The sequence below is a fragment of the Granulicatella sp. 20925_1_45 genome (assembly GCF_041433555.1).
In the GTDB taxonomy this organism is placed as follows: Bacteria; Bacillota; Bacilli; order Lactobacillales; family Aerococcaceae; genus Granulicatella.
Genome location: NZ_JAPWBR010000024.1, coordinates 1 through 16,145 on the forward strand (window position 1 = coordinate 1; position 16,145 = coordinate 16,145).

At 39.1% G+C, this 16,145-nt stretch carries 17 protein-coding genes; 5 read left to right on the forward strand and 12 right to left on the reverse strand.

Annotated elements, in window-relative coordinates:
• Positions 1 to 72 precede the first annotated feature (72 nt).
• On the reverse strand, positions 73 to 402 hold the full coding sequence (locus O3798_RS07690) for a metal-sulfur cluster assembly factor (RefSeq protein ID WP_298646273.1): 330 nt from the start codon (positions 400 to 402) through the stop codon (positions 73 to 75).
• Between the two features lie 11 nt (positions 403 to 413).
• Positions 414 to 1,175, reverse strand: a complete 762-nt coding sequence (locus tag O3798_RS07695; RefSeq protein ID WP_371464152.1) for a prolyl oligopeptidase family serine peptidase — start codon at positions 1,173 to 1,175, stop codon at positions 414 to 416.
• A 115-nt stretch (positions 1,176 to 1,290) separates the two neighbouring features.
• Between O3798_RS07695 and O3798_RS07700 the strand changes: the two genes are divergently transcribed.
• Positions 1,291 to 2,121 carry a Cof-type HAD-IIB family hydrolase gene (locus O3798_RS07700; RefSeq protein ID WP_371464153.1) on the forward strand — a complete coding sequence of 277 codons (831 nt, stop codon included), beginning with the start codon at positions 1,291 to 1,293 and terminating at the stop codon, positions 2,119 to 2,121.
• A gap of 163 nt (positions 2,122 to 2,284) precedes the next feature.
• On the opposite strand, the gene mgtE is transcribed toward O3798_RS07700, so the two are convergent.
• The 4 genes from mgtE to O3798_RS07720 are packed head-to-tail and all read right to left on the reverse strand — an operon-like array spanning position 2,285 to position 6,061.
• Positions 2,285 to 3,652, reverse strand: coding sequence for a magnesium transporter (mgtE, locus tag O3798_RS07705; protein ID WP_371464154.1), 1,368 nt, complete (start codon positions 3,650 to 3,652; stop codon positions 2,285 to 2,287).
• 17 nt (positions 3,653 to 3,669) lie between these two features.
• The gene (locus O3798_RS07710) at positions 3,670 to 4,563 is read right to left on the reverse strand and encodes an RluA family pseudouridine synthase (protein ID WP_371464155.1); all 894 of its coding nucleotides are present in this window, start codon (positions 4,561 to 4,563) and stop codon (positions 3,670 to 3,672) included.
• A complete protein-coding gene (locus O3798_RS07715) occupies positions 4,560 to 5,387 on the reverse strand; it encodes an NAD kinase (protein ID WP_371464156.1) in 828 nt (275 codons plus the stop codon). Before O3798_RS07715 ends, O3798_RS07710 begins: the two co-directional genes overlap by 4 nt.
• On the reverse strand, positions 5,387 to 6,061 hold the full coding sequence (locus O3798_RS07720; protein WP_371464157.1) for a GTP pyrophosphokinase family protein: 675 nt from the start codon (positions 6,059 to 6,061) through the stop codon (positions 5,387 to 5,389). The genes O3798_RS07715 and O3798_RS07720 overlap by 1 nt, the downstream gene beginning before the upstream one ends.
• 132 nt (positions 6,062 to 6,193) lie before the next feature.
• Here O3798_RS07720 and O3798_RS07725 point away from each other — a divergent pair, with 132 nt between their 5' ends.
• Both O3798_RS07725 and O3798_RS07730 read left to right on the forward strand, forming a co-directional pair.
• Positions 6,194 to 6,772, forward strand: a complete 579-nt coding sequence (locus O3798_RS07725) for a CYTH domain-containing protein (protein WP_371464158.1) — start codon at positions 6,194 to 6,196, stop codon at positions 6,770 to 6,772.
• A 169-nt stretch (positions 6,773 to 6,941) separates the two neighbouring features.
• A complete protein-coding gene (locus tag O3798_RS07730; RefSeq protein WP_371464177.1) occupies positions 6,942 to 7,565 on the forward strand; it encodes a DsbA family protein in 624 nt (207 codons plus the stop codon).
• Positions 7,566 to 7,656: 91 nt separating this feature from the next.
• Here O3798_RS07730 and pepF read toward each other — a convergent pair whose 3' ends face one another.
• From pepF to O3798_RS07750, 4 genes are all read right to left on the reverse strand, one after another.
• Complete coding sequence (gene pepF, locus O3798_RS07735) at positions 7,657 to 9,459, reverse strand: oligoendopeptidase F (RefSeq protein ID WP_371464159.1); 1,803 nt, start codon at positions 9,457 to 9,459, stop codon at positions 7,657 to 7,659.
• Positions 9,460 to 9,591: 132 nt separating this feature from the next.
• The gene (locus tag O3798_RS07740; protein WP_371464160.1) at positions 9,592 to 10,254 is read right to left on the reverse strand and encodes a TrkA family potassium uptake protein; all 663 of its coding nucleotides are present in this window, start codon (positions 10,252 to 10,254) and stop codon (positions 9,592 to 9,594) included.
• A 15-nt stretch (positions 10,255 to 10,269) separates the two neighbouring features.
• Positions 10,270 to 11,649 carry a TrkH family potassium uptake protein gene (locus O3798_RS07745; protein WP_371464161.1) on the reverse strand — a complete coding sequence of 460 codons (1,380 nt, stop codon included), beginning with the start codon at positions 11,647 to 11,649 and terminating at the stop codon, positions 10,270 to 10,272.
• A 123-nt stretch (positions 11,650 to 11,772) separates the two neighbouring features.
• Positions 11,773 to 13,149, reverse strand: a complete 1,377-nt coding sequence (locus O3798_RS07750; protein WP_371464162.1) for an aspartate kinase — start codon at positions 13,147 to 13,149, stop codon at positions 11,773 to 11,775.
• Positions 13,150 to 13,318: 169 nt separating this feature from the next.
• On the opposite strand from O3798_RS07750, the gene O3798_RS07755 reads away from it, so the two are divergent.
• Both O3798_RS07755 and O3798_RS07760 read left to right on the forward strand, forming a co-directional pair.
• A complete protein-coding gene (locus O3798_RS07755; protein ID WP_371446214.1) occupies positions 13,319 to 13,699 on the forward strand; it encodes a VOC family protein in 381 nt (126 codons plus the stop codon).
• Between the two features lie 264 nt (positions 13,700 to 13,963).
• Positions 13,964 to 14,833 carry a zinc ribbon domain-containing protein gene (locus O3798_RS07760; protein WP_371464163.1) on the forward strand — a complete coding sequence of 290 codons (870 nt, stop codon included), beginning with the start codon at positions 13,964 to 13,966 and terminating at the stop codon, positions 14,831 to 14,833.
• Positions 14,834 to 14,901: 68 nt separating this feature from the next.
• On the opposite strand, the gene O3798_RS07765 is transcribed toward O3798_RS07760, so the two are convergent.
• Positions 14,902 to 15,528 carry a DUF4230 domain-containing protein gene (locus O3798_RS07765; protein WP_371464164.1) on the reverse strand — a complete coding sequence of 209 codons (627 nt, stop codon included), beginning with the start codon at positions 15,526 to 15,528 and terminating at the stop codon, positions 14,902 to 14,904.
• Positions 15,529 to 15,726: 198 nt separating this feature from the next.
• A complete protein-coding gene (locus O3798_RS07770) occupies positions 15,727 to 16,038 on the reverse strand; it encodes a hypothetical protein (protein WP_371464165.1) in 312 nt (103 codons plus the stop codon).
• Positions 16,039 to 16,145 lie beyond the last annotated feature (107 nt).

Below are 16,145 nucleotides of genomic sequence, written 5' to 3' on the forward strand. Positions count from 1 at the left end.
CACCATACGTATTTATCTGACAGAATTTATTTTATTGCACAAAAAAATCCCCACATCTGTGGGGATTTTGTCTTATCGAATACCTAACGCAATTCTTGCATAACGTGACATTCTATCTGGACTCCATGCTGGATACCAAACCAATTTCACATCGATTGTCTTCACTTCTTCAATCTCAGCTAGCGCACGATGAATTTCATCTGTAATAATATCTGCTAGCGGACATCCCATTGTCGTCAAAGTCATATCCACTTGGCAATGCCCTTCTTCATTTAAGTCCACTCGGTAAATAAGTCCAAGATTGACGATATCAATACCAAGCTCTGGGTCAATCACTGTCTCCAAAGCCTCTAAGATTTTCTCTTGCATTGCTTCTGCAGCATTTTTATTTTCTTCTGTCATCTTCTACTCTCCTATTGAAATACTTTTTGGAAAAAGTCAGCAACATCTTCAAACACTTGATGTGGCACAATATGCCCTTGACCTAGTGTTTCATGCCACTCTACATTTTTCGCATATGGTTCGTCTTTAATGGTTTCATAAAATTCTTTATTCAATTCATATGGTACTTTATCATCTGTAGTTCCATGCCATAAGAATAATGGACGTCCATTAATACGTTCCGGATGTTTCGCAAGCGCCATCGCATCTAAGAAGGCTTTGTTCTTTTCAATTTCTGCTTCTAATGCTTCACATTGCTCCTGTGTAGCTCCTGTCATCCAAACTGATGAAATCGTCCATTTAGCAAAACGAGCAGGATCCGCATTTCCCATTAAACTCGCTGCTGCTGTAATATCTGGATATTGATTGAACAACGCGTAGGTTGAAATTCCACCCATACTTAATCCAGACACTCCAAATTTCGTTTCATCTAAGAGCCCGCGTTGTCTCATTTCTTCTTTTAAAATAGAAAGTTCTTTAATGTTATTGGCTACAATTTCCCAGATTTCGCCACCAATCAAGCGCACACCACGGTCTCCGTGTAAGTGTTGGTCTGGTAAAACAGCACGCATACCGCGTTTTGCTAGCTCTACTCCAATCGTTACGACACGGTCTTTACTTCCTGTCCAACCATGGTAAAACACAACGATGGGAAGCACTTGGTCTTTCAAGGATGCATCTACGACTTCAGCGTATGGAATTCCATTTACTTCACGATAATCAATTTGAATCATAACTTCCTCTTTCTTATTTAATAAAAAATATGGTAAACTTATACAGATATTGTACTTGATGGAAACTTTGAAAACAAGTTTCCGCTTTTAGAAAATCACTTTGAAAGGAGAACGAATGGAAAAGAAACTCATTGCCATCGACCTTGATGGAACTACATTAAACAACAACTCAGAACTGACACAAGAAACAATCAAAACGCTTCATGCCGTGAAAAACTTAGGGCATGAAGTAGCCATTGTCACTGGTCGCCCTTACCGTAATTCAAAACAATATTACGACCAGCTAAACCTAGGTGGACCAATCGCAAACTTTAACGGTGCCCTCTGTCATATTCCGGGAATGCCTGAATGGGATGGAAAATACCACATCACACTGGATTCAGAATTTGTACTGGACTTAGTAGCCTTTAACAAAACACTACCTGTCGATTACTTAATGGTCGAAGGAACAGAGCTTGTTTATTCAGACATGGAAGAACTTCCAGAGTGTCCATATTATCCAAAAGACCAAAAGCCAATCGTGATCGGCAAAGATACAAAACTCAAAGAACAACCGACTGCTGTTGCTCTCTTCTCGGATGTTGATAAACAGCCAGAGATTAAATCAAAAATCTTAGACCGCTATGATAACGACATCGAAATCCGTACTTGGGGCGGCAGTTTCCCATGTTTAGAAGTGATTTCACCTGGCATTCATAAAGCTAAAGCTCTTGAACATTTATCTCGTTACTACGGCATCAAACAAGAAAACATTCTTGCCTTTGGTGACGAAGATAACGATATGGAAATGATTGAATACGCAGGACATGGCGTTGCGATGAAAAATGGAATTGATGAATTGAAAAATATCGCGAATGCGATTACTCCATTCACGAATGATGAAAATGGATTAGCGAAATATTTGCAAGATTATTTCCAAATTCAGGATGTGAGTCTTCGCGCTTAGAAATGGAACGTTGGACTCGAACGCCGGAAGGAACGTGAAACGTTCTGCGGACGTTTGAGGAAACGCACGCCATTTCTGCGAAGACGAACTCAACTCCTGGAAAGGCGCTTAAGAAAAAAACGATAAGGATACAGACAAAAATGTCTATACACCTTATCGTTTTTTATTTTGCTAAATAGACTGAAATAAATTGACTCACAATCGTGAAGTAAACAAGCACTGTTGTTAAGTCGTTCACGGTTGTAATAAATGGTCCACTGGCAATGGATGGATCAAAGTTGAATTTCTCCAACGCAAATGGAATACATGTCCCTGTTAAAGCCGCCACGAAAATCGATGCGAACATCGCAAATCCGATAATGCCGCCAAGAACAAGGCTACCTTGCCATAAACTTACAATTCCAAACACAACAACCCCGGAAATCAATCCAATTCCAAGCCCTGTTGTCCCCTCTTGTACGAGTACTTTCCAAAATGACTGTTCTTCCTCGTGAAGACCAATCTTACGAATCGCAACCGCAAGTGATTGTGTCCCCGTATTCCCGGCAGTACCAGTAATTAAAGTAATAAAGATGGCAAAGATACTTGCTTGTTGAATAATCGGTTCATAATGTCTAAAGAGGACTGCTGTTACAGTACCCATGATAAGAAGCGTCACAATCCCCGGTAGACGGTTGACAATCCCTGCCCACACGCCTTGGTGCGCTTCATCAACGTTTACCCCGGCAAGACCTGAATAGTCACTGGTTGCTTCTTCTTCGATAACGTCCAACGCATCATCGACTGTGATAATCCCTACTAGCGTATTCGCATCATCGACAACCGGAATAGCAAGGAAGTCATAGTCTTTAATCGTTTGGGCTACTTCTTCTTGCGCATCATTCACGTGCACGGTTACGACACGGTCAATCATGATATCTTTGACGAGTTTTTCGTCTGGTTTCACGATTAAGTCTTTTAGCGTGAGAATCCCAGTTAAATGATTTTCATCGTCCGTCACATATACATAGTAAATCGTTTCAGCATCTTCGGCGAAACGTTTTACCGTCGCCATCGCTGTTTTTAATGTATCCGATTCACGCACGGCGATAAATTCAGTCGTCATCATCGCCCCTGCTGTTTCGTCTTCATAGTTTAACAATTGACGGAGTTCACTTGCCGTTTTATGTGGCATCAAGCGTAAATAAGTGCGGACATTTTCTTCGCCTACTTGCTTCAACACGTCTACTGCATTATCGGAATACATTTCCGCAAGCATTCGTGAGGCATAAGCTTCGTCCATTTCGCTTAAATATTTTTCAACGTCTTCTACGTCTTCTTCTAGTAGTTCGAACACCATTGCCATTTCTTCAGGATTCAGAAATTGGTAGGCTAATTTACGTTCTTCCAGCGTTAAACTCAAATAAATTTGCGCTTGGTCGTACGTATGATTCTCAAAGAAAATCTCACGGAATTGTTGCTTATCTTCCGTTGCCAAGGTGTGCTGAATTTGTTCTAAAATATCTTCAAATTCATATACGATTTCGCTCAATGGTGATTCTCCTCTCTTTATTGCTTGTGAGCTTTAATCCACTCGTCCATATCTTTTGGCAGTGGCGCCACAACGGTTATTTCTTTTTTCGTCATTGGATGAATAAACGTGAGTGAGTGACAATGCAAGGCTTGACGGTCTAAAATCTCGTCTTTTACCCCACCGTATAAATCATCTCCCACAAGTGGTGCCCCTAGCCATGAGAAATGGACACGAATCTGATGCGTGCGTCCAGTATGTAATAAAATCTCGACAAGGTCCGCTCCAACAAGCGTTTCTTTCTTCCAATATTCAGTTAGCGATGGTTTCCCATCTTCTGATACACAACGATTAATAATCGACCCTTCATGTCGACCAATCGGCGCATCAATCATGCCATGATCTTCTAATGCAGCCGTATCATGCACAATCGCTAAATACTTCTTCTCAATGGTTTTGTCTCGTAAGGCTTGGTCCATCCACGCATGTACAACGCGGTGTTTGGCAAACATCATCACTCCCGTTGTATCACGGTCAAGACGCGTTACTACATGGGTAATTTGGTCTGCATAGCCACAACGCTTATAATACCCTTTGACACGATTCGCCATGGAATGGTCCGGATGCAACTTCGACGGAATCGAAGCCGTCCCTACAGGCTTGTTGATAATGAGTAAATAATCATCCTCATACAAAATATCAATCGGCACTTCACTTGGAATGACGGTCTCATGTTCTCCAGACGGTGGAATCACCATCGTTAGGACATCGCCCGGCTTGAGCGACTTTAAGACAATCTCATGACGACCATTAACAAGAAGGTCTCCATGCGTTTTTACATGGGCAAGAAAGGTTCTTGAAATCCCGACTTCTTGCAAGAAGGACCGCATCATCATCGGATACTCATATGGGTAATTCCACGTTAAAATCAACGGACTTCCTCATTTCCACGACAGTTCACTTCACGCGAACCGATAAACGCATCTTCCACACGATCCCAGAATGGTGTATGACGGTACGCCGCAAATGAAATGCGCTCCCCACTAATTTGTAATTGAATTTCTTCAATCTCATTGGCATCATACGTTAAATGGTCAATCGCCATCACCATGCCCTCTTTACTTTCAGGACGTAGTGTTAAGACATTATCTTTTGCAAAAATCATTGGCGAACTAAGTGTACGATACACACGATTATTAATCGACGCCATTTCAGTCATTTGCATCACTTCTGCACGCGGATGAACAACGGCTCCCCCTAGAGATTTGCTGAGGCCTGTTGACCCTGTCGGTGTCGCCACACAAAGCCCATCTCCACGGAAGTTTTCAAATAACTCGCCATTAATATACACTTCGCATAAAAGCGTTCCATTTACTTTACGCAATGTCGCCTCATTCAAGGCTGCATAGCGAACAACATCTCCGCTCTTAAATTTCACATTCACATCGAGCAATGGATAGCTTACACGCTCGCCCTTGTCTTGTTTCAATGACTCGATTAATTGATCCACTTCGAAGTTACGCCAATCCGTATAGAAGCCTAAGTGACCCGTATGGATAGCCACAAAACGAATGCTATCTAGTTGATTGCGGTAACGGTGAAAGGCGCCTAAAAGCGTTCCGTCTCCGCCAACTGTAATCACCACATCAGGATTTACGTCATCGCGCACAAAACAGCCTTCTTGGCATAAGCGGTCGAAGGTATTCATGACTTCTTTTGTTTTTTCTGTTTGATTTCCGAATAAACCGACTTTCATCAAGATTCCCTCCGTTTCTTACGTTTACGCTGATTTTCCTTATTAATCGCAAAAATATATTGCGCTTCTTGAATCTCTTCTCGTATTTGAGACATCTCTTCATCAAGCAAGAACGCCGCTTCTGCTGCACGTTCCAGACGCTCATGAATCGTATCAGGGAATTCCCCTTTATATTTATAGTTCAATGAGTGTTCAATCGTTGCCCAGAAATTCATCGCAAGCGTACGAATTTGAATTTCCACAAGAATCTTTGTTTCTCCTTCGATTCGTTGCACTGGATATTCCAACACGATATGGTACGAACGATAGCCACTCGCTTTTTTATTTTGAATATAGTCACGTTCAATCACGATATCAAAGTCATTACGCTGACGAATCAAGCGAACCACTTCATAAATATCATCAACGAACTGACACATAATGCGAAGCCCTGCAATATCTTGTACTCCTTCAAGGAATTCGTCTCTAGGAATATTACGAACTTGCATCTTTTCTACAATACTCTCTGGAGTCTTCACACGGCCCGTGATAAATTCAATCGGTGCGTGCTTTCCTTCCTGACGATACTGGCGTCTAATTCCCTTTAATTTAATTTTTAATTCCTCTATTGCTTGATAATACGGAGCTAGAAAGGCATCCCAATCTTCTACTAAGGGTGTTTCCCATGTTTCCATATTTTCACCTACTTTTTTTCATTTCCGTTCTCTATCATACCATATTTTATAAGGAATCATGACAAATTAAGGCGATTTTTTTCAAATCTGTCATAAAATGAGCTACAATAGAACACTAAAGGAGGAACGAATATGCCAGAAATTGAAAAAGAGTTTAAAAACTTACTGACAAAAGAACAATACGACGCGCTCGTAAACGACTATAAAGAAGTCTTTACAAAAGACGTTACGCAGACGAATAGTTACTACGACTATGAAGGTCTCCTCCAAGAACATAAAATGGCCCTTCGCATTCGCATTGTCGAAGGAAAAGAAACCGGCGAAATCACACTAAAGATTCCTCAAAGTAGCTTAGTGGTGCTTGAATATACTGAAGTGCTTCCGGTAGACATTCTGAATGCGTATAACCACGACAAACAATTCACGCTTCCAACTACGCTTCAGGAAGCATTGGAAGATAAAGGAATTACAATTCAAACCGTGAATCAAACGGCCCTTCTTACAACGCATCGCTTAGAAGGTGCTCTCTCCGAAAATGAATGGCTTGTTCTAGATGAGAGTCACTACAACGGCAAAGTCGACTTTGAGATGGAAATGGAAGTTCGTAGTCTCGAGCTCGGCGAACCGGTATTCTTAGGCATTTTAGCCAAATATAATATCTTAAGACGCCAAGCAGAAAGTAAAATTAAACGTGCATTGTCCACGAGATGAGTACAAACGTCACGCGTTGTGCAAATTATTCTGACATTTCAACGAACTATGTTACAATGATGTTACAAAGTTAGTTAGGGAACAGGGGTGTAGGATTTTGAGTACTTCAAAAACAAAAAATCTATCAGAACACACTTCACACGAAAAGATTTTCGAATTATATTTATTCGTGAATCCATTGGGATCATATTGTTATCGCTGTGAAAACGAACTATTAAAATTTGTTCGCAATTCTGAGTTTAAGGTACATTACCAATTCGTAACGTTTCATAATTTACAAACGGTTAATCAATATATGAAAAACCAAAAGCTCGATGAAACGGATTTAGATTTAAGAAATGAAATCTATACAAAAATATATGATGCAGCTCTTTCGTATAAAGCTGCCCTCTTACAAGGAAAACGTCCTGGTCGTCAATTCTTATTTGAGTTGCAACACCAAATTCATCATCACAATCGTAGTTATAACAAAGAATTGTTAGATGAAATTTTAGATAATATTGAAATCGATAAAAAAATGTTTTACGAAGATAAAGCCAGTCCTGCTGTGAAAACAGCGTATGACCGTGACTTACAAATCGCACAAGAGATGAATGTAACGCACACTCCTTCGCTTGTCATCTTCGATAATTCAAATCATTCATACGGAATCTTACTGGCCAACAGTATTACGGCTGATACCATTAGTGAAATTTGTAATGGCGAGCCACTTCCTGAATGTCCAGAAGTCAAACGACTGGTTGAAGTTCGCTCACGCCACAACTTAGCAAAAGTCGTGAATATGAATCGTTAACATACAAAAACTCCTCCATATGGAGGATTTTTCTTTATACACTCTTATAACAAAACAACTCCGAGAGTTCTTACTCTCGGAGTTGATTTTGTTATTCGCTCATTAAAGCTTCTAATTGAGATAGACGTTGTTCGAATACGTCGAATGCGTCGTATAAGTAGTCTTTCTTCGTCATATCTACGCCGGCTTTTTTCATTACTTCGATTGGAGCATCACTGCGTCCTGCACGTAAGTAGTTTAAGTAAGCTTCTAAATCTTCTGGAGTTCCATGTAAGATTTTATCTGATAAAGCAGTCGCTGCAGCCATACCAGTTGCGTATTGGAATACGTAGTAATTCATGTAGAAGTGAGGAATACGTGCCCACTCATAAGCAATTTGCTCATCTTGGATGACATTTGCATAGTATTTCGCGTTAATTTCACCATACACTTTTGCGATTGATTCTTGTGTTAATGGTTGGCCTTCTTGGTCCATTACGTGAATCTTATGTTCGAATTCCGCAAATTGTGTTTGACGGAAAATTGTTGATTTGAAGCGGTGTAAATAGTTGTTCAAGATGTATTTTTGCGCTTCTTTATCAGTATGTTTCTTCAACAAGTAGTCAGTTAAGATGTTTTCGTTTGTTGTAGAAGCAATTTCCGCTAAGAAGATTGAATAATCTCCGTATTGTTTTGGTTGAGTGTTACGAGTGAAGTAGCTGTGTGCACTGTGTCCTAACTCGTGAACTAATGTGAAGAAGTTTGATAATTCATCATGCCAGTTCAATAGGATGTATGGTGCTGTTGAGTATGCTCCACTTGAATATCCACCGCTGCGTTTACCGATGTTTTCAGCAACGTCGATCCAACGATCTGCGTATGCTTTCTTCATGATTTCGTGGTACTCTTCCCCAAGAGGTTTCAAGGCTTCCACACTTGCTAGAGATGCTTCTTGGTAGTTGTATTTAATTGGAGCGTCTCCTGTGATTGGTACGTATAAATCATACATATGCAATTCATCTAAGCCTAATGCTTTTTGTTGTAATGCAGTGTAACGGTGTAATAATGGTAATTTTTCATTTACCACTTCCACTAAAGCATCGTACACTTCTTCAGGAACTTGGTTTGAAGCAAGTGCTGCTTGGCGAGCTGAGTCATAGTTATGAACTAAAGCGCTGAAGTTGTGTCCTTTCACTTCTGTACCAAGTGTGCTTGCGAATGTATTTTTCAAGTTGATGTAAGGTTTGTACAATGTTTCGAATGCTTCCTTACGAACATCTTGGTTTTTAGACTCGATATATACTGAGTAGTTTCCGTTTGTCAATTCAACTTTTTCGCCATTTTCAGTTGTGATTTCATCAAACTTGATGTCAGCGTTGTTCAATAAGTTGAACGTTTTGCTTGCGCCTTGGAACACTTCGCTAGCTTTTGATAATAAAGCTTCTTCTTTATCTGAAAGCACGTGACCTTTTTTAATACGCGCTGTTTCTAATAAGACACGGAAGTCTTCTAATCCTGGTTCTTGTTTGAAATACTCTTCGAATGCTTCATCAGATAATGCTAAAATTGCTGGAGCAAACCATGCTGAAGCACCTGAGAATTCGATGTATGTTGAGAACGCACGTTGATTTAAGACTTGATTTTCATTGTTAGAAGTATCTTGGTCTGCTTTTAAATGTGAGTAAACATAAGCTGTTTCAATCTTATCATCCACTACGTTTAAAAGATTTAAGAATGCTAATAATGATTCCCCGTCTTTTAATGCTGTATCTTTTGCAGCGGCTACTGCTGGAATTTGTGATTTAACAAATTCTAAGTCCTTTTCAAATCCTTCGTTTGATTCGTAAATTGCGGAAAGGTCCCATGTTAATTCTACTGGAACTTCTTCACGTCTTAATGGTTTTTTATTGGCCATTATAATCCCTACTTTCTAAAAAGTTGATAGTCCTAGTGTACTATGAAATGGATGCTTTGGAAAGGGTTTGAACCCATTTTTACTCAAAAAAGAGACCAAATGAATCGCTTTTGATTCATCTGGTCTCTTTGATTAGTCTTCAAGGAATGTGGCTTTATCTAAGCTATCCGTTCCGATAATCGCTACAAGAACCACGTCTTCACGAATGAGGAAATCCGCAAATACTCTTGTATTCAAGGATTCGTCCTTTCCTTCACGATATCCAATCAAGTTCAAATCATAATCTTTACGTAAGTCTAAATCGCTTAGTTGCTTTCCAACCCATGATTTTGGCGGATAAAATTCCACAAGCGAGATATTGCCATCGAGTGCAATCACTTCAGCCAATTTATGGTGAAGAATGTTTTTCACAAGACGAATCCCTGTTTCTTTTTCTGGGTTCACGACACGTTGTGCACCCATCTTCGTTAAGATTTCTGTTGTCGTACGGCCCTTTGCTTTAGCAATAATTTCTGGAACACCAAGTTTCGTACAATGCATCACGGCTAGAATACTCGCTTCTAAACTAGACCCTGTGGCTACCACCACTGTATCGCAGTCGCCAATTCCGATTTCTTTCAAGACATCTTCGTCTGTCACATCGGCAATGACTGCCTTGGTGACAAGTGGTTCAATACGGTTAACGGTTGTTTCATCACGATCAACGGCAATAATGTCGCAATCATATTCACTAAGCTGTTTGGCAATCGTCATCCCAAACACACCTAGTCCTAAAATCCCAACTGTCTTTCTCATTACAATCCCTACTTTCTATCCAATTAATAATGGTGCTTTCGCATACTTCATCTCGAGCGCTTTGTTCTTTCTGTTTGAGAAACTCAATAAAACGGTTAATGGTCCGATACGGCCAATAAACATCAACAACATAATAATGATCTTCCCTAGGAAGGATAAGGTTGGTGTTAAATTCGCCGTTACCCCTACTGTACATACCGCTGAGATCGTTTCAAATAAAGTATATAACAGTGGCGCATCTGGGTCCGTTAAGCTGAGCAAGAACACACTACTTAGAATAAGTGTTGTAAACACGATAAAAATCGTTAAGGCTTTTCTGGCCATCTCTTGCGAAATACTATGGTGTCTAAATTGAATCATTTTCTCATCATACACTTCTGAACGAATGAATAAGAGAACCACTAAGAAAGTCGTAGTCTTCACCCCACCGGCAGTCCCACCAGGAGAACCTCCGATAAGCATTTGAATACAATAAAGCAACAGGCTCGTTGGATGAGCGGTCGTATAATCGATTGTCGCAAATCCAGCCGTTCTCATCGTTACCGTTTGGAAGAAGCTCACAAGCACCTTATCGAAGAAAGAAAGATTTGCAATCGTGTTTGGATTATTCCATTCGGTAATCATCGTTAATACCGTTCCACCAAGTAGAATAATCCCCGTCAACCAAAGGACAATCTTCGTATGATACTGCAATCGTCTATAAAACGATTTACGCTTTTTACTCTTGGTCGATTTTCGCATTTCAAGGTAGCTTCGTTTGAAATCAAACCAAACGGAAAAACCAATTCCCCCAAGAATAATGAGAGCAGCAACCACTAATGTCAAAAATGGATCAGTTGCATAGTTAATCAGACTATTAGAGCCTAAGTTATCAAAACCTGCATTACAAAATGCAGAGATTGCAAAGAAGAATGCAGTGAAAATTCCCTTTGCTGTTCCTAGTTCTGGAACAAAGCGGAAGGATAAAATAACCGCTGCAATGAATTCAATAAAGAATGTATATTTAAAAATCGTTTTTAAATACTTTTTGAAATCTTGACCATCCTCACGGTTCAAACTATCTTGCAAGGCTAGTTTATCAACTAATGACATCTTCTTCCCCGCATCATAGAGGAAAAAGGCAATAATACTCATTAATCCTAATCCACCGATTTGCATTAAAATCATACAAATCACTTGTCCAAAAGTATTGTACGTCTCGGCTACTGGTTGAGTCGAAAGTCCTGTAACACATACCATCGATACAGTTGTAAACAAGTGGTCAAAATACGAAGCTTTTGATGTCGCGATTTGCGAAATCGGTAAGCTTAACAGGAATGACCCCACCAAAATCACAATCGCAAAACTGGATGCAATTCTTTTCGGAATCGAGTCCTTAAATAAGAAACGAATCATCTTCGTCCCTCCTGTCCTAATCAAAAATAATGTGCCCAAAAAAAGAGCAGAATATATTGGATATTCTACTCTTCCTATCGGCTAATTACAACCGTTACTATTTTCGTTTAAACTGTTAGAAAATTATTCCACCACTTTATATTCTTTCGTTTCACCAAAAAACTCATCATATAACGCACGGATGGCTTTCTTTTCGTATTGGTCTAAAATACCAAACATCATTGAAACCTCAGATACCCCTTGGTTATATAATTCGATATTGATTTGAGTACGGGCAAGCGTTGAAGCCACACGAGCCGTTGTACCGACCATGTTGACCATCCCTTCCCCTACTAACATAATCAGGCAGAGGCCACGCATATAGTGCGCATCATCCACGTCTAATTCCGCATAGAAACGTTCCACAATCGCATCAAGTTGCTCGTCAGTTGCATCTTCCCCACGGATAATAATTGTCGCATCATCAATCCCTGTTGGAATATGTTCGATGGAAATGCCTTCTTCTTCAAAAATTGTCAATAATTTACGAAGGAACCCAATCTCATGGTTCATCAAATATTTCTTCACGTAAATACTTACGAAACCTGGCGAACTTGCAATCCCTGAGATAACACTTGGAGAAGTGACTTTCCCTTTCATAATATAAGTTCCGCTTGCTTCTGGGTTATTCGTATTGCACACGTGCACTGGAATTCCTTTTTTGATAGAAGGCAGAAGCGCTTCTGTATGGAATACTGAGAATCCTGCATAAGATAACTCACGCATTTCTGTATAAGACAACACGTCGATGGCCAGTGGTTTATGCACGATTTTAGGACTCGCTACATAGATGGCATCTACGTCTGTAAAGTTCTCGTACTCTTCTGCGTTCACGGCATTAGCTAAAATCGAACCAGTAATGTCAGATCCGCCACGTGAGAATGTTACGACATTGCCTTCTTTTGTCACCCCGTAGAATCCTGGGAAGATAATCACTTCATTTGTTAATTGTAAGTACTCTAATTCATGATAGCTTTCTTCTAAAATACGAGCTTCTCCTGGAGTGTCGCTCACCCAAAGTTTGGCTTCGCGTGGCCCTACGTATTTCGCAGCAAGACCTTCTTGGTTGAAGTAAGACGCAATTAAACGCGCATTTAAGTCTTCCCCGCTTGCTTTATAAGCATCCATTAAATAGTCAGGAGCTAGGTCGTTTCTTTCTTTTAAGTTTTTAAAATGAATACGAACGAGTTCAAATACTTCTGGTTTTAATTCTAATTCATCACAAATTTCTTTATAACGCACTAAGATTTTCTTTAAGACTTCTTCATCATAATTCCCTTCAATATGAGAAGTTGCTAATTGGATGAGAAGGTCTGTTACTTTTTCATCGTCTGATGTGCGTTTTCCTGGGGCTGAAACCACCACGATTTTACGTTTTTCATCAGATTTTACGATATTAAAGACCTTTCTTAATTGAGTGGCATTTGCTAAAGAGCTTCCACCAAATTTGATTACTTTCATATGACACTTCCTTATTTTTTCAATGGTACTAGACTACCAAATTAATGAAAAGAACGCAACACATTTCCACTAATCGAATACATTTGTCCGCGAAACAAAAACAGTCTCGAAAACTTGTATTTATTTGTAGAGTTTGTTAGGCTTAAGAAAAATAATTAAAGGAGGTCACATCATGTCAAAAATGTTGCATACTTGTGTCCGTGTTCAAAATCTAGAAGAAAGCATTCGTTTCTACGAAGAAGCATTTGGTTTTAAAGAAACTCACAGAAAAGACTTCCCAGAACACAAATTCACAATCGTTTACTTAGCATTCGAAGGTGACGATTACGAATTAGAACTAACATATAACTATGGCCACGGCCCTTATGAAATCGGCGACGGATATGGTCATATCGCGATCAGCGCTAAAGACTTAGAAGGACTTCACGCTGAACACGTTGCTAAAGGCTACGACGTTACAGAATTAAAAGGTTTACCAGGACATCCTGCAAACTACTATTTCGTAAAAGACTTAGATGGCTACAAAATCGAAGTAATCCGCGAAAAATAGTTCATACATGACATTCCACACACCCTCTGCTATAATGTATTCTATGCGATGAGGCGACACGCAGTACATTAGAGACTGCGAGTTATGTGGAACAGGAGTGCTTTGGCACACTACCGGATGTAGCTGTTTGTAGTTCGTGATGTGAACACGACCTACTCATCTGAAAAGATGCCACGCTAAGACTAGGAGTTCCTAGTCTTTTTTTATAGTGAAATTATGATACAATAGCAATGAAAATTATTAGACATAGAAAGAGGAAGATTCATGAAACAATGTCCATTCTGTCATGAGATGATTGACGAACAAGAAACACTCTGCCCTTACTGTGGAACAGTGCAAGACGAACTCTCACAATCGGTGTCGATTGAACCAAACGAAGGTGTTCAAACCGACCTTTTAGACGAAAATAACGAACCTACTCCATCGTTTACAACGAAAGTAGAAACAAGTATCCCAGAAGAAGACAATAACCGTAGCTCACAAGAAAACCGTGTGAAGAATAATCGCCTAGCCTATGCTGGTGCATGGAATAAATTCAAACGCTTCTTCACATTTTTTGGAGAACGTTTAGTCCAACCGACAAACCACTATTCACGTAAGCGTCAATATAGCCGTACTTACGGATACGCCTTAATTATTTTGGCAACAGTGATGTCTGCATTCGTGACAACTCACTTAATTCATTCACTGATTGGTCAATACCAATTATTCGCTGACATTTCAATCTTACCTAGCTTAACAAGCACACCAAACTACATTTGGATGTTCATTCGCTTCATCCTCTTCTACGCGGTGTTCTACCTTGGGTTCCCAAGCGTATCGTACGGATTGAAACATATCTTCCAAAAACGTCAACACGTATTTAACTACTGGTTGACACAATACGAAGGTATGAACGTTCTTGCGATTGTATTACTTGCCGTTGCAACAGTAATGACATTCATCAGTCCAGTATGGTTATTCGTTGGAATCTTAATTGTATTCTTCGCGCACATTCTACTCTACATCGTGACATTTACGTCTTCGATGTTTAAGAGCTCCACAGAATCAACGATCGATCCAATTTACTTATCACTCATTGGTTTAGTCGTACAACTGATTATCACAATTAGCTTACTCTTAATCTTATTCTAAAATGCAAAGAGAAAACCCTGACCAGCGATGGTCAGGGTTATTTATTTCTAAAATTTTATTTGAAAGAATTATTCTGAGAATTCTACAGTTACCTTTGCTTCAGAATCCATTGATGAAAATAATGTTTTATAATAATTGATTGCAGATTCTTTAATTTCACTCTTAAATTTATCTAAATACTCTGCTTGTTTATCACTAGAAAGTTGGTTAGTGACCAATTTCCCAGTATCCACATCTTCTGTAGTTCCACTTAACAACTCTCCATGATTATCATACAAATTGTAAGGATTATCTTTTGAAAGTTCAACACCAATTACTTCAAATTTTGGAACGATAACCTTATATTCTTTTTCGCCTATTTGTTCAACCTTTACACTACTTTTAATTCCAAATTTAGCTGTATAATTTAAAATCACTAATGCTGTTTTTCTAGAGAACGGCACATCAAACCCAAAAACTTGGGTTGTTTTTGTTTCAGTAATAATTTCATTAACTCCCGCATTCAAAAATACAACTTCATTCACTTTTTCAATACTTTCGATATTAATTGACGTTTTGACTTCAGATTTTTGTTCCTTAGGTAAGAAAAATAGCACTCCAATAGCCATAATAGCTATTAATATCACATTCAATAGAACACTAAACTTATTAAATTTCTTCTTTATATTTGTACTTCTCAATTTACATACCTCCATTATATTTTGCTTTTCTAAAAGAAACTTCTCTTTTAATAGCATATGTAAATTTTACACACTCTAAAAATAACAGTCAACAGAATATATCTTATCGTCTAAAAATATTATATCCCAAAAAATGTAAAATAAATTTGTTGTATCTTATTCTAAATTAGAAACACAAAACCCTGACCAGCAACGGCCAGGGTTATTTTTTAACTATTTTTTGAACAGCAATCCAATGAGTTGTCCTATGAGACTGACAACTGCATACATCAGAATATAAATGGCCGCAGAGTCATTTAGTAAAAAGAGATTCGGAATCCATAAGAGACCTATCACAATCGGGAAATACCAATAATATCCAAACTTTACTGAAAACAGCATCGAAACCACAAAGACGATGACCGGAATTCCAATCAATAGTAAGAACATTGCACTTCCTGTATCTTGAATCAAAAACACAGGAATTAAATAATAGAGTAAAGCAACAACAACGTACACCAGTAACTGTCTATACTTGGATGGCATCATGACCCCTCCTCTATATATTCTATTTTCCTGTCCTCATTATACCATATCTCCTTTAAAATCGAGTGCTATTTTTGGCACTAAAAAAGCATGAAACAAATTTGTTC

What these genes read in the sequence shown, in the direction of transcription:
- O3798_RS07690 (WP_298646273.1), bottom strand. Translation starts at nt 402, where the DNA reads ATGACAGAAGAAAATAAAAATGCTGCAGAAGCAATGCAAGAGAAAATC.
- O3798_RS07695 (WP_371464152.1), bottom strand. Translation starts at nt 1,175, where the DNA reads ATGATTCAAATTGATTATCGTGAAGTAAATGGAATTCCATACGCTGAA.
- O3798_RS07700 (WP_371464153.1), top strand. Translation starts at nt 1,291, where the DNA reads ATGGAAAAGAAACTCATTGCCATCGACCTTGATGGAACTACATTAAAC.
- O3798_RS07715 (WP_371464156.1), bottom strand. Translation starts at nt 5,387, where the DNA reads ATGAAAGTCGGTTTATTCGGAAATCAAACAGAAAAAACAAAAGAAGTC.
- O3798_RS07720 (WP_371464157.1), bottom strand. Translation starts at nt 6,061, where the DNA reads ATGGAAACATGGGAAACACCCTTAGTAGAAGATTGGGATGCCTTTCTA.
- O3798_RS07725 (WP_371464158.1), top strand. Translation starts at nt 6,194, where the DNA reads ATGCCAGAAATTGAAAAAGAGTTTAAAAACTTACTGACAAAAGAACAA.
- pepF (WP_371464159.1), bottom strand. Translation starts at nt 9,459, where the DNA reads ATGGCCAATAAAAAACCATTAAGACGTGAAGAAGTTCCAGTAGAATTA.
- O3798_RS07740 (WP_371464160.1), bottom strand. Translation starts at nt 10,254, where the DNA reads ATGAGAAAGACAGTTGGGATTTTAGGACTAGGTGTGTTTGGGATGACG.
- O3798_RS07745 (WP_371464161.1), bottom strand. Translation starts at nt 11,649, where the DNA reads ATGATTCGTTTCTTATTTAAGGACTCGATTCCGAAAAGAATTGCATCC.
- O3798_RS07750 (WP_371464162.1), bottom strand. Translation starts at nt 13,149, where the DNA reads ATGAAAGTAATCAAATTTGGTGGAAGCTCTTTAGCAAATGCCACTCAA.
- O3798_RS07760 (WP_371464163.1), top strand. Translation starts at nt 13,964, where the DNA reads ATGAAACAATGTCCATTCTGTCATGAGATGATTGACGAACAAGAAACA.
- O3798_RS07765 (WP_371464164.1), bottom strand. Translation starts at nt 15,528, where the DNA reads ATGGAGGTATGTAAATTGAGAAGTACAAATATAAAGAAGAAATTTAAT.
- O3798_RS07770 (WP_371464165.1), bottom strand. Translation starts at nt 16,038, where the DNA reads ATGCCATCCAAGTATAGACAGTTACTGGTGTACGTTGTTGTTGCTTTA.